General features: G+C 43.3%; 11 protein-coding genes. 4 read left to right on the top strand and 7 right to left on the bottom strand.

The window, feature by feature from the left end; translation table 11 throughout:
• Positions 1–11: 11 nt before the first annotated feature.
• A complete protein-coding gene (hppD, locus tag NE536_RS20100) occupies positions 12–1052 on the bottom strand; it encodes a 4-hydroxyphenylpyruvate dioxygenase (RefSeq protein ID WP_261273813.1) in 1041 nt (346 codons plus the stop codon).
• A 76-nt stretch (positions 1053–1128) separates the two neighbouring features.
• A complete protein-coding gene (locus NE536_RS20105; protein WP_261273814.1) occupies positions 1129–2289 on the bottom strand; it encodes a homogentisate 1,2-dioxygenase in 1161 nt (386 codons plus the stop codon).
• 214 nt (positions 2290–2503) lie between these two features.
• Between NE536_RS20105 and NE536_RS20110 the strand changes: the two genes are divergently transcribed.
• On the top strand, positions 2504–3418 hold the full coding sequence (locus tag NE536_RS20110; RefSeq protein ID WP_106650845.1) for a LysR family transcriptional regulator: 915 nt from the start codon (positions 2504–2506) through the stop codon (positions 3416–3418).
• Positions 3419–3674: 256 nt separating this feature from the next.
• On the top strand, positions 3675–4469 hold the full coding sequence (locus NE536_RS20115) for a TIGR00266 family protein (RefSeq protein WP_261273815.1): 795 nt from the start codon (positions 3675–3677) through the stop codon (positions 4467–4469).
• Positions 4470–4582: 113 nt separating this feature from the next.
• On the opposite strand, the gene NE536_RS20120 is transcribed toward NE536_RS20115, so the two are convergent.
• The 5 genes from NE536_RS20120 to NE536_RS20140 all read right to left on the bottom strand — a co-directional run bounded on the left by NE536_RS20120 (position 4583) and on the right by NE536_RS20140 (position 10569).
• The gene (locus NE536_RS20120; RefSeq protein WP_261273816.1) at positions 4583–6340 is read right to left on the bottom strand and encodes a TonB-dependent receptor domain-containing protein; all 1758 of its coding nucleotides are present in this window, start codon (positions 6338–6340) and stop codon (positions 4583–4585) included.
• Positions 6341–6370: 30 nt separating this feature from the next.
• Positions 6371–7420, bottom strand: coding sequence for a TonB-dependent receptor plug domain-containing protein (locus NE536_RS20125; RefSeq protein ID WP_261273817.1), 1050 nt, complete (start codon positions 7418–7420; stop codon positions 6371–6373).
• A 490-nt stretch (positions 7421–7910) separates the two neighbouring features.
• Positions 7911–9161, bottom strand: a complete 1251-nt coding sequence (locus NE536_RS20130; protein ID WP_261273818.1) for an MATE family efflux transporter — start codon at positions 9159–9161, stop codon at positions 7911–7913.
• A gap of 514 nt (positions 9162–9675) precedes the next feature.
• The gene (locus tag NE536_RS20135; RefSeq protein WP_106650843.1) at positions 9676–10020 is read right to left on the bottom strand and encodes a hypothetical protein; all 345 of its coding nucleotides are present in this window, start codon (positions 10018–10020) and stop codon (positions 9676–9678) included.
• A gap of 87 nt (positions 10021–10107) precedes the next feature.
• Complete coding sequence (locus NE536_RS20140; protein ID WP_106650842.1) at positions 10108–10569, bottom strand: EVE domain-containing protein; 462 nt, start codon at positions 10567–10569, stop codon at positions 10108–10110.
• A gap of 278 nt (positions 10570–10847) precedes the next feature.
• Here NE536_RS20140 and NE536_RS20145 point away from each other — a divergent pair, with 278 nt between their 5' ends.
• Positions 10848–11228: a DUF6508 domain-containing protein gene (locus tag NE536_RS20145; RefSeq protein WP_261273819.1), complete on the top strand. Its 381-nt coding sequence runs from the start codon at positions 10848–10850 to the stop codon at positions 11226–11228.
• A 139-nt stretch (positions 11229–11367) separates the two neighbouring features.
• Positions 11368–13080 carry an AMP-binding protein gene (locus tag NE536_RS20150; RefSeq protein ID WP_261273820.1) on the top strand — a complete coding sequence of 571 codons (1713 nt, stop codon included), beginning with the start codon at positions 11368–11370 and terminating at the stop codon, positions 13078–13080.
• The last annotated feature ends 15 nt before the right edge of the window (positions 13081–13095 follow it).

Here is a 13095-nt window from a genome sequence, read left to right on the forward strand (position 1 = left end):
AGGATGAATACTTACAGTACGCCGCGGCGCATTTGATCCCGTTCAATTGATTCAAACAGGGCAGTAAAGTTGCCTTCACCAAAACCTAAGTTATTCTTACGTTGGATGATTTCGATGAAAATCGGTCCAAACAGGTTTTTAGTAAATATCTGCAATAAATAGCCTGTATCATCACCATCCACCAGAATTTGGTGATGTTTAATGCGCTCACGATTTTCTGTGACCTGAGGTAACTTATCGAAAATAGTGTCGTAGTATTCAGGGATGATGTCTAGGCATTGGATTGAGCTGCCTTCCATCGCATCCAGAGATTTAACGATATCGCGGCTTCTAAAGGCTAAATGTTGCACACCTGGGCCATTGTATTCCTTCAGGTATTCATCTATTTGGTTTTTATCGCTGCCTTTACCTTCGTTAATTGGGATACAGAAGCTGCCATCTGGCGAACGTAGGGCGTAGGACACTAGCGCGGTTTGTACGCCGCTGATGTCAAAGTAGCGCACTTCAGTAAAACCAAAAATGTTTTTATAGAAGTTAGCCCAATGTTCCATTGTGCCTTTGTAGACGTTGTTGGTTAAGTGATCGACCTCGATAAAGCCTTTCTCTTGGGTGATAATTTGCTCGTCTAAATCTTCAAAATCAGCGGCATAGATATTGTTATCTGTGCTAAAGGTGTCGATGAAATAAATTAAGCTGTCACCAATGCCGTAAATCGCAGGATAAGGCAGATCTTTGTTGGCATCATCTGCGGGTTTTGCACCACGTTCAACGGCAACGCGATAGGCAAAGCCGGCATCTTCTACACGCCAGCCCATAGAGCAAATGGCTGGGCCGTGGGATTTAGCAAACTTAGCTGAGAAACCTTCGCGCTCAGTGTTGAGCAGAAAATTAATGTCATTCTGTTTGTAGTACAGGATGTCTTTGTTCTTGGCTTTTTTCAGCAGAGAAAAACCAAAGTCGATAAAGACTTTGTGCATAAAATCAGTATCAGGGCTGGCGAATTCAGTGAATTCGATACCTAATAAGCCCAGTGGATTTAGTTCGCTTGCCATGTTGTTTTCCTCGTTATTTTAGTGCAACACGCCGTCACTCTAATGACTCCCGCATGGGAGTGCTGGTGGCTTGGGGCTAGTCTTCTAGCCAAGAGCGGTTGTAGTCTTTGCTCATGCAATTTTGTACATGTTCGGTTAATTTCAGTGGGGCGAACGTGTCCACCATCACTGCATATTCATAGGTTTCTTTTTTGCCAATTGAAGCTTCAGTGCGGCCCGGTTGTGGTCCGTGGGCCACACCTTTTTGATGTAAGGTCATGTAACCCGCTTCAATGCCCGTGCGGCTCATAAAGTCGCCATCGACGTAATACAAGACTTCGTCGCTATCTATGTTGTTGTGGTAATAAGGCGCCGGAATCGATTTCGGGTGGAAATCGTAGGGGCGCGGCACGAAGTTACAAATCACAAAGTTATGGGCGGTAAAGACTAAGTGATCAGAAGGCGGCAGATGGATTTTGCCCACCTTTGGCGCGTATTCGGTAATGTTGAATGCCCAAGGGTAAACACAGCCATCCCAACCCACTAAATCAAAGGGATGCCATTCGAGCGTGGTGAGTTGGTATTTATCGCCAAACTTACACACTAAGGGGAAGGCACCGCGCTCAACCACAGCACCTTGCAATCTAGGTACGCGCAAATCGCGCTCGCAGTAAGGTGCTGATTCTAATAGCTGACCATACTCATTACGGAAATGCTTAGGCACTTCCACCATAGAGAATGACTCGATAACGAACAGTCGAACATTGCTGTAATCGTTGAATTTAAGTTGATAAGTCGTGCCACGTGGGATCACGAGATAGTCCCACTTTTGGACCTTAATCGTGCCGTACTCGCTGTAGAGTGTGCCTTCGCCTTCGTGGATAAAAACCACTTCATCGGCGTAGGCGTTACGGTAAAACTCGTCAGTATCGGCGCTGACTTTGGCGGTATAAAGTGCTAAGTCATTGTTATAAAAAATTTTGTTACGGGCGCTGAAAAAATTACCTTCACGGTCGGCGTCGCGGGAATCGAGTTTATAGTTTTGGACCAGCGAGTCTTCCCAATTGGCACCATGGCTTAGGCTATAGGGCGTCACTTCCAATGCTTTGGTTGGCATGTTGTAGTGATATTTATTGGAATAAATATTGGAAAACCCATGGGTTGAGAACAGCTCTTCACGGTAAAGCTCGCCGTTTTCCTTTTCAAATGCGATATGGCGCTTATGGGGGATCTGGCCTTGTTTCACATAAAATGGCATGGTTATTCCTTCAATATTGCGTTGCAGGATTACCTACATCGCTGGTCGTTATACTGCAAGTTGCATTAGTGTGATCTTGTTATCAATTTAGTTGCTTGAATGAACAAAAAAAAGAATAATAAATCCGTTATCTCAATCTAAAAATTAGATAGTATTCTAATCTTTACGAATCGTAGTGTTTCCGTGACATGTTCATAAGAGCCAAGGAGTGACCATGCGTATCGATATTGATGCTTTTAATGTGCTGCAAGTGCTGGTGGAAGAGGGCAGTTTTGCCAAGGCGGCGGAGCGGTTACACAAGGCGCAATCGGCGGTGAGTTATCAAGTTAAAAAGTTAGAAGAGCACTTAGGTGTGCAACTTTTTAGCCGTGAGCAATATCGTGCAGAGCTGACGCAAGAGGGCCGGGTGATTTTGGCCGAGGGGCAAAGGTTATTGCAACACCTTGCAAACATTGAACATCTTGCCAGTCGTTTCAGTGAAGGCTGGGAGCCAAAGCTAGAGCTAGTAATAGACGGTGCTTTGCCGATGGAGCCAATTATGACGGCTTTAAAGCGTATGGCTGAGCATCAAATCCCCACTAAAATTCAGCTCAATATGGAATTTTTAGGCGGCGTGCAACACAGATTCGAGCGGGATAATGCCGACTTGATGTTAGTGAAAGATTATCGCACAGGTCCTTATTATCATCCGCAACCTTTGCCAGCCATCACTAGCGTGCTGGTGGCAAGTGCTTCGCATCCTTTATCTTTTATTCGCGAAATTAGTTTGTCCGAACTGCAGCAACACGTGGAATTGACTATCGAAGACTCTTCACCCAATAAAAGTTACCGCGATGAAATGCAATTTGGCGGCGATAAAGTGTTTTATCTTTCTGGTTTTATCATGAAAAAGAACGCTTTGTTAAAAGGTTTAGGTTTTGGTTGGTTGCCGGACTTTCTCGTACAAGAAGAGTTGGTGAAGGGGGAGTTAGTTGAAATCGACTTTGTCGGTGGCAGCCGGTATACCTTTATTCCACAGCTCGTCTCGACCTTAGAGCGGCCGTTAGGCCGTGCGGGTCAACTTTTTACCGAGTTGATATTAGAGGAGTTTGCTAAGGCTGAGCAGTTCAATGGTGTGGGTTTGGGTTGATAAGTCTTCACTTGTCATCTTTTGATACAAGTTACCGCATAAAATTATCGCATTTTGACATTTTATGTCATAGATTAATGCCTAGGTCAGATTAAGGCTTAGATTGAGAGTTAAAATAAGGCCTAAATTCAGACTGAGCTTAGATCTAGATTAAGGTCGTGATGAAGAGTGAAATTGAGCCGCGATAGCTAAAGAGTCGTCCATCTGGGTCAATCTAAAGGCTAGTAACAAGGAACTGACAGTTAAGGGGAACAGTATGTCTAGACGTTGTCATGAAGTGGATTATGAAATCATCGGTCACAGTATGCAGTTGGTTGAAGTGGAGCTTGATCCTAACGAAACCGTGGTTGCGGAAGCGGGCGCGATGAACTACCTAGAGCAAGACATTAGCTTTGAGGCCAAAATGGGCGATGGCTCTGAACCTGAGTCCGGCTTTTTTGGCAAGTTGATGGGCGCAGGTAAGAGAGCGCTGACGGGCGAGAGCATTTTTATGACTCACTTTACCAACCAAGGCAACCAAAAGCGTAAAGTTGCCTTTGCCGCACCTTATCCGGGCACAATCCTTGCGATCGACTTGGCTGAATATGGTGGCGAGCTTATCTGTCAGAAGGACAGTTTTTTAGCCGCGGCTTTAGGTACACGGGTGACGATGAAATTTAATCGCCGTTTAGGTACGGGCTTTTTCGGCGGCGAAGGGTTTATTCTGCAAAGCTTACAAGGCGATGGCATGGCCTTTATCCATGCGGGCGGCACTTTAGTGAAGAAAGAGCTGCGAGGCGAAACCTTAAGGGTTGATACAGGTTGTCTGGTTGGATTTACACCTGGGATAGATTACGACATCGAGCGTGCTGGCTCGTTAAAGTCTATGGTATTTGGCGGCGAAGGCTTATTTTTAGCGACCTTAAAAGGTCACGGCACGGTTTGGCTGCAAAGCTTGCCGTTCTCACGTATGGCGGATCGCATTATCGCCCATGCCCCATCTGCGGGTGGAAGTGATCGTGGTGAAGGCTCAGTGCTAGGTGGTATTGGTCGCATGCTTGATGGGCGTTAATTGAATTGTTTTATAATAAAACGGCTTCATATTAATGAAAAAAAAGTGACATATCGAGATTGATGATATGTCACTTTAAATGGGAGATTTTAAATTAACTCAAACAGAGTCGGTTAGAACTTATAGTTAACACCTACAGTTATGCGTTGTCCCAAAATGTCATAGTAAGCACCTTGGTTATACACACCTGGTTGGCGAGGTGGTGTTTCATCAAACATGTTGAGAATGCCCGCACGAACTTGTAGTGCATCAGTGATGTTATAGCGACTGGTTAAATCAAACGTGATATATGATGGAATATCATTATAGTTGTTTTGATTCGGTGACCAATCGTTACTTAGTACTGTGTTACTACGATAGTTCGCTGTGAGTACTGCAGAGAAATCTCCGTAGGTGTAATCAGTGGTAAAACGATGACGCCAACGTGGTCGCTCTTGTTCACCAGTTTCTTTAACTACATCTTCAGCAAAACCTGTTGAATTAAATGAACGTTCTTCAAGGTAAGTACTGAACAGACGGAAGCCCCAATCACCAAAGCTACTTTCAAACTTATAGTTAGCTTCAATATCTACACCGGAAGTAATGCTGGTTGCAGAGTTAACTGGTTTTTCATAGTAGTTGGTGATCTCATGCGTATTTGGATCACGTTCAAGCAATGGACAGAATGGGTTGTCCAGAGTACTTGATTGGTAGCAGTACTTCACAACATCTGGGCCAGTAAAACTGTTAATGACATTTTTCATGTCAAATTTCCAGTAATCAACTGTGAAGCTTAGGTTTTCAATATAACTCGGTGTGTAGACAAAACCGATAGTAATGTCATCAGCCACTTCGTTTTGTAAGTCCTCGTTTCCTACTATAAATCCTGGACGAGTTGAACCGTACCACTCTTGAGATGGTTCAAAATCGGTAGGAATGCCCTGTGCAGCACAGTTTGCCAAGACATTGTCTAGATATTCAGGATTGATTTGGTTGCGGTAGCTAGTTGCGCAATAATCCTTCATAGATCTAAATGTTTGTCCAGGTGGGCTATACAAGTCACCTATGTTGGGAGCTCTAACAGATTTTGAACGGTTTAATCTGACTCTCAAATCGTCGAAAACTGCCCAGTTTAAGCCTACTTTCCAAGCAGTATCAGAACCTGATGTCGAGTAATCCATATAACGGAAAGCTGTTTCCAATGTTAGATCTTGTACTAATGTAATGTCACTTAGTAGTGGAATTGACAATTCTGCGGAAGCTTCTGTTACATCAAACTCACCTTTAAGTGGCTGAGATTGGTTGTTGAAGAGTAAGCCTTCGCGCATCGCTGGATCTGGTAAAGTGTCTGCTTGCTCTTTTCTATATTCGAGAGAGAATGCACTGGATACGAAACCTGCAGGTAATTCGAAAAGATCGCCACTGACGGAGGCACCTAATGCTGACTGAGTGATAGATGAACGACGAATAGCATCTGTACTAACCCAATCATAGGCTTCTTTATCGAAAATACTGCGCCCAAATACGTTGAGCGGAAGACATCCATTATCTCGTGCACTTTCACTACGGCAAACAACATCACCATTATCGTCTTTGACAGTATCGACAGCATCGTAGAAGCGTTGTTCAAACATTTCACCGTACCATTCGGTGTCAGCTTGAACATGTCCTACTGTTGCATAGGCATCATAGGTCCAATTTTCAGATATTGCACCTTCAAAGCCTAGTGCTACTCGAGCTGTGGTGCGTTCTTGGCTGTACTTTCGATTACCAAAGTCAGATGCTAGGTAGCCAAGAGTCACTCCAGCTCCTGGTTTTGACTCACCTGCCGCAACTAAAGCTGCTGCTTCTGGTGATAGGAAACCATTATCTTCATGTAACTTAAAGTTCAAAAATGCTGGAGAACTTTCGCCATAAGCATCTTATTTGCTTAAGCTAGCTTCCATTGTCATTTTATGGTTTTCATTGATGTCGTAACTCATTACGGAGAAAAAGTTAATACGATCTAGTGGCGTTTTGATGAATGAGTTTTCTGCAAAATTATAACCTTCACCACCTAGATAATCGACACGACCAGATGTCAAAGGAGGTAAAGCTTGTCCTAACTCCATCGGTCTTACATTGCCATTTTCATCGAATGAATAACGAGTCCCTTTCGAAACAAATGTCCCTGTTTTGCTATAGGAAGCCAAAACCTGCTGACCATATCCCCATACAACAGCTTGTGGATCATCAGGACCCGTTGCATTTTGGTTACGTACAACAATAGGCGCTTCACGAAGAAACTCTCTATCCATAAAGGATAGTTGTCCCTGACGTGCCCAACTAAGGTTAGTAACAAAATTAGCTTTACCTATTTCGGAGCCGAATGTTATCGAAGCGTATTTTTCTTCACCACCATCCTCTGTTGGCTGCGTAGTCGAAACGTCTACTGAAATGCCGTCAAAGCTTTTCTTTGTAATAATGTTCACAACACCAGCAATTGCATCAGAACCGTATACTGCAGATGCACCACCAGTTGTGATTTCAATTCGCTCAACCATTGCGGTAGGTATATTGTTAAGATCTACAGAGCCTGAGCCAGGTGCGCCTGCAACAAATCGACGGCCATTCACAAGAACGAGTGTACGGTCAGAGCCTAACCCTCTTAAATCTGTATTATTCAAGCCACTAGCAAATACAGTATTATTTGTTGTTTCAGGTGATAAACCTACTAATGTGTTAGGCATTTTGTGCAATAAATCAGCAACGTTCACTACACCTGCATCAATTAATCCGTCACCAGAGATAACTGTCACGGGCGTAGGAGTGAGTTCACCAATGCGCTTAATTTTTGAGCCTGTAACTTCAATTCGTTCAAACGTTTCAGTTTGCTCTTCAGCTTGGGCATAAACAAACGTGGAAGCTGTTAGACTTGCTGCGGCAAATATACCGTAGCGAACCGCTTTTGCCGTTAGTGACAAAGAGTTCATACATCTCTCCTTCATATTTATATTTATTGTTAGTTAAATTTATGGTTTAAAAATGATGCTTATTTAACAACATCATCCATATATTTATTTAAAAGTTGCGTAGATGTCAACGTTTGGTTTTTTTAATGATTAATTAAGAGGTGAGGTATTTAAGGTTGGGTTAATTATTTATCTTTATTTAAACGTTTGTGCAACAATTTTATTCACTATTAATAACATTTTCTGTCGTTTTTCAGCCGGTGCTTTCTATCGATTATTTTATTTACATTGATTTTATTGAGTTTTTATTTAACTTGGTATTTTAATTATTTCTGTTACTTGTTAATTGTAACTGAGTATTTATTTTGTATTTATTTCCTTGGTTATAGGAAATGTTAATTGAATATTTCCTTTTTTTCCTAGGTCAATCGTTAAAAAGTATTAACTGTAAGTTTTAATTATATGCTGATTGATTCTGTAAGAGGCTATTTTTAAATTGATACATCATTACTCATGTCATTACTTTTATCTTCCTCTCTATAATTTTTGATATCAGATACATCATTAAATAGCCTGTGCCCAAGGCTAAAATCACTGCGACGACATTCTCGGTATATAGGCGATAAGCGTAGAAAGTACCGACCAGCACTACGATACCTGCGAGGCGAATGAGTAGGCTCTGGGTAAAATAGCCGTGGGCTTTGATATAGGCCAACTGATAGCCGTTGAGCATCATAAATATAAAAAACATAGAGAAATGCATTAATACTGGCGCCGCTTTAATGTATTGCTCTGGGAATAACCAAGCCACCAATGGCTTGCTCGCAAAGACCATAACGACAAAAAAAATACCGCTGATCCACAAAGAAACTTTAGTCAGCCATGACTTAATTTGTTGGACTTCGTCAAAGCGTTTTTCTCTTACACACACCGCGACTTCGGGCAGCACAAAGCGGTAGATGGGGAAGACAAACAGCAAGGTGAGGTAAGTGATCATTGGCCGCACCACCACTTGGAAATCACCCAGTTCATCTATGCTGAAATAGGCAATGGTCAGCAGTACTGTGATGTAAATCATCAAGATACTGGCGCCAGCCTCCATAGACGCTGTCAGGCTTTTCTTCATAAAACTGCGTAAACCCGTATCAAAATGCACCGTACTTAAGGGCGGAGTGGCGATATCCTTGCGCCGTTTTAAGTACATATATAAGGCAACGATGAGCGATGACAATGTCATGCTGTAAAAGAGTGACGCTATGGCCGTTTGTTTTAACGCATAGAAACACAAGAAAAAGCTGCTCACTTGCGCAATCGGCTCAAGCCAAGTCACTCGATTGGAGATGGCATACAGCCGGTACATAGCAATTTGATTGGTAAAATACACTTTGAGCCCCATGCTCAAAATAATGCCAACCAATTGAAAATATTCTACATTGAGCTGAAGTTTGTGTTTTATGTAGGGCAAAACTAAGCCCCAAGTCAGTAGCACCATTGCAATTAAGCTGTAGCGGAATATATTAGTGATATCCACATCTTGCTTGGTCTGGGAGTAGGTCACCACCATAGAGGAGCGAAATCCTGTCATCAGGATCAGCGACAGTGAGATGATATCGATAACCGTGTGATAGAGCGCAAGATCGGCTTTGGCAACCCATTGTGCTAACCAAAGCTTAAAAAGAAAACCCACAGAAATACTGGCAAGTGAAGCCCAGAACCCCGCAATAATCGCCTGCTTAACCCGTTGAAGTGAGGTGTGTTTCATTTTCAAAAATCCAGCGTCAGTCTACGGTCATTGGAGAGTAATAATAGATATGCTATGGGTGGCGTTAAGGTTATGCATTAGTCGCTGCTTTGGCTGCTTTAGTTGTAGAGAGCTTTGATAACGCTTAACTTACTCAAAATTATACGTATGAGTTTATGCAGAGCACTTGGTATCAATACTTCGATATCAGGAGCTTAGTTTTCGGTCTCGACTATAACGTCTCACCTCACCGAAGAAGTTTTATCTGAGTTTACACACATATTAGCACTGGCTGAGTCTAGCATTCAGCTCATGAGTGACCAAGCATCAGAGAGTAAAGATATGATAAATATCAGTATGTTGCTTAATTGTAACTGCGGCCGTTAATTTGCCAGGGATTGCGGGATACATAGCAGTTCAGATAAGGGCGCGAACTGTGCAAGCGTCATGGTTTTGAATGCTTGCACGCCCTACTTAGAACTGGGCGTGCTAATAAAACTGCCGTGATTAGCCATTTCGCACATGTTATGCGTGACTATTCGGTAATAATATTGACGATATCGAGGATTTTACGGCTGTTATTATCGAGTTTGATCAATGCGCCTTCAACTTGAATGCTAATAATCCCATCTTTGTCTAAGGGCACAATGATACGGCCGCGGTCATAAATATCATGCTCAAGTACATCACCACGATGGAGTTTTTTCTGCCAGCCGGGTGGCAGTGGTTGACCACGGTTCACTTTTTTCTGTAATCCCGGTGGTAAATCTTTATCATTTTTATGGTGTTTATGCTCTTGGTCGTCTTTAGCAAAAACAGAGATAGGCGCCATTAAGCTGAGCACTAGCCCTGCGACAACCATTGACGTGAATTTATTCATCTGTGCTCAAAAGGTGTTTAGTCGATGCTGTGACAATAGAGTCTCTTAAATGAACCTTAGCTGAACGTTTTACGTTGAGATGCTAACTCAACGGGTTAACATTAGCACAGCTTGCCATTGCTCGGCGGTCACAGGTTGGATACTTAGCCTTGAACCCTTAGTCACTAAATACATGTCAGCTAATTGCGGCAGGTTTTTAATCAAGCTTAAGGGGATAATATCGTTAAATTTTTCGACAAAGCGGATATCTACTCGTAACCATCTTGGTTTAGTTGGATCTGACTTAGGGTCGAAATATTTTGATTCGGGATCGAAGGCCGTGCTGTCGGGATACGCATTGGTCACGACTTCTGCGATACCGACAATACCGGGTACTTTGCAGCTTGAATGGTAAAAAAATACCTTGTCGCCAATCTGCATCGCATCGCGCATAAAGTTACGCGCCTGATAGTTACGTATTCCATGCCAAGCTTCGGTTTGGTTCGGGCAAGCCTTAAGATCATCTATGCTAAATTCGTCGGGTTCCGATTTCATAAGCCAGTAGTTCATTGGGTTTCCTTAATTCATAGTGGCCGTTAAGCGCTTCAATATCCGTGAGTTTATCTTAATTTTATCGAACACCCCAGTTCGTCACTCAGATCAAGCATTGTGAGTTTGATTAAGTTTCGGTTCAGATAAGGTGGCTTAGCCTGTGGGCAGCAATCTTATTTGGTATGCCTTATGCAAATTCTCGATACTAAAGGCAAAGCGTCAAATTCGATCTCGGTTTGTGATTGGTGCCCTATAAGTTGTGGCAGCAGTGGCAATCAAAACCTATGAGGTGTGTTATGGATACTTCAACAATGACGTCCGACTGTGGTTTATACACTAAATATCTTAAGGATTTTACCGCCGGTGATGTGATCCTAAGCCATGAGCGTATGCTGGAATTTATTAATGACCTGACTACGCAAGGTTGGTTGTTGGCAAATTTTACCTGGGATTATTGGTATAACAACAGTTACTTAGTCGATAAACCCGCCTACATTCGTGATGCGAGCATAGCACAATGTAAATTGCTGTTGACGGCTATGACGCGCCTTGAGGTCTTTAGCCCTGGCGTGTTAGAAAATATGCGCCGCCAAGGGATTTTACTGGCCATTGTTGAGCGCTTGCAAAGCTTAAATGTGCCTAAGTCGAGCACTCATCTTGAATTTATCAGCCGTTAGCACAGGGCTTTAATGGATTGTTATCTTATCGATTATCTTACTCTTTAGTCTAATAAAGTGTTTTTTTGCTTGTGACATGATCCGTGGATTGGTTAGTTTGGACCTCGCTAATCATAATAATAAATGCACGGAGGCCTTAATGTCTGTTCCAACAAGCCAAGTTATCAGTCCGCTCAACGTCAGCGAGTTTAGAGGCGAGTTATCACCGAAACTCGTTGAGAAAACCATAGGTCAATATCTTGATGAGATTGCGGCAACCTATCCCGACCAATTAGCCGTTGTCGTACATCATCAACATATTCGCTGGAACTACCGCCAATATCTAGATCAAATCGAGGCGCTCGCCACAGGATTATTAAAACTCGGTATTAAGTCCGGTGATAGGGTGGGTATTTGGTCACCTAACAATATCGAGTGGTGTTTAACCCAATATGCGACCGCTAAAATTGGCGCCATCATGGTGTGTATTAACCCTGCGTATCGGCCTGAAGAATTGCAATATGCGCTGAGTAACGTGGGTTGCCGCGCGGTAATTTGTGCCGACAAGTTTAAATCCAGCAATTACCTCGAAATGCTATACGAATTGGCACCTGAACTAACTTCTTGCCCTGCTGGTCAATTACAGGCGAAGGCCGTTCCTGAGCTTGAGTTTGTGATCCGCATGGGCGCTGAAAAATCCGTCGGCATGTTAAATTTTGATGACCTGCTCGTCGATGCGAGCGCCGATGACAAGGCAACACTCGAGAAGATTGGCAAAGCATTAAGCCCGTACGATGCAATCAATATCCAGTTTACCTCTGGCACGACGGGTAGCCCTAAAGGTGCAACTTTATCCCACCATAACATTTTGAATAATGGCTATTTAGTCGCAGAGGCGATGAAGTTTACCTGCCACGATAAACTCTGTATTCCTGTGCCCTTATACCATTGTTTTGGCATGGTGCTCGGCAGTTTAGTCTGCTTAGCCAAAGGCGCAGCGGCTGTGTTCCCCGGCGAATCCTTCGATCCCTTGACGACATTGCACGTGATTGAGCAAGAGCGGTGCACCGCTTTACATGGCGTACCGACCATGTTTATTGCCGAGTTGGAGCATCCTGAGTTTACGCGTTTTGATTTGAGCTCTTTACGAACCGGCGTGATGGCGGGGGCAACTTGCCCAGAAGAAGTGATGCGCCGAGTACAAAATCTCATGTATATGAAAGAAGTGCTGATTGGTTATGGTCAGACTGAGTGCAGTCCGCTCAATCACATTACTGAAATCGATTCGCCAGTTGAGAAACGGGTGCTCACTGTTGGCCGTGCTTTGCCCCATACCGAAGTGAAAATAGTTGACGAATTTGGTGAGGTGTTGCCAATTAACCAACCCGGTGAAGTCTGTAGTCGCGGTTATTGCATAATGCAGTGCTATTGGAACGATCCCGAAAAAACGGCGGCGACCATAGACAGTGCGGGGTGGCTACATTCGGGCGATATCGGCCAAATGGATGAGCAAGGTTATGTGCAAATTGTGGGTCGCATTAAAGATATGATCATTCGCGGTGGCGAAAATATCTATCCCCGTGAGATTGAAGAGAAACTTTACACCCATAAAGATGTGCAGGATGCGGCGGTCTTTGGTGTTCAAAGCGATAAATACGGTGAGGAAGTGTGTGCTTGGATTAAAGTCCGCTCAGGCTCCGCGATTACCGAAGAAGATATTCGTCATTTCCTCACCGAGAAGTTTGCCTACTTTAAAGTACCGCGTTACATCAAGTTTGTGGATCAGTATCCAATGACAGTGACGGGGAAAATTCAGAAATTCAAAATGCGTGAGCTGATGTATCAAGAATTATATGAAGATATTAATGCTTAAGTGATTTGGCTCGCC

The organism is Shewanella septentrionalis (assembly GCF_025370265.1).
GTDB lineage: Bacteria > Pseudomonadota > Gammaproteobacteria > Enterobacterales > Shewanellaceae > Shewanella > Shewanella hafniensis.

What these genes read in the sequence shown, in the direction of transcription:
- NE536_RS20125 (WP_261273817.1), bottom strand. Translation starts at nt 7,420, where the DNA reads ATGAACTCTTTGTCACTAACGGCAAAAGCGGTTCGCTACGGTATATTT.
- NE536_RS20135 (WP_106650843.1), bottom strand. Translation starts at nt 10,020, where the DNA reads ATGAATAAATTCACGTCAATGGTTGTCGCAGGGCTAGTGCTCAGCTTA.
- NE536_RS20150 (WP_261273820.1), top strand. Translation starts at nt 11,368, where the DNA reads ATGTCTGTTCCAACAAGCCAAGTTATCAGTCCGCTCAACGTCAGCGAG.
- NE536_RS20105 (WP_261273814.1), bottom strand. Translation starts at nt 2,289, where the DNA reads ATGCCATTTTATGTGAAACAAGGCCAGATCCCCCATAAGCGCCATATC.
- NE536_RS20140 (WP_106650842.1), bottom strand. Translation starts at nt 10,569, where the DNA reads ATGAACTACTGGCTTATGAAATCGGAACCCGACGAATTTAGCATAGAT.
- hppD (WP_261273813.1), bottom strand. Translation starts at nt 1,052, where the DNA reads ATGGCAAGCGAACTAAATCCACTGGGCTTATTAGGTATCGAATTCACT.
- NE536_RS20130 (WP_261273818.1), bottom strand. Translation starts at nt 9,161, where the DNA reads ATGAAACACACCTCACTTCAACGGGTTAAGCAGGCGATTATTGCGGGG.
- NE536_RS20115 (WP_261273815.1), top strand. Translation starts at nt 3,675, where the DNA reads ATGTCTAGACGTTGTCATGAAGTGGATTATGAAATCATCGGTCACAGT.
- NE536_RS20145 (WP_261273819.1), top strand. Translation starts at nt 10,848, where the DNA reads ATGGATACTTCAACAATGACGTCCGACTGTGGTTTATACACTAAATAT.
- NE536_RS20110 (WP_106650845.1), top strand. Translation starts at nt 2,504, where the DNA reads ATGCGTATCGATATTGATGCTTTTAATGTGCTGCAAGTGCTGGTGGAA.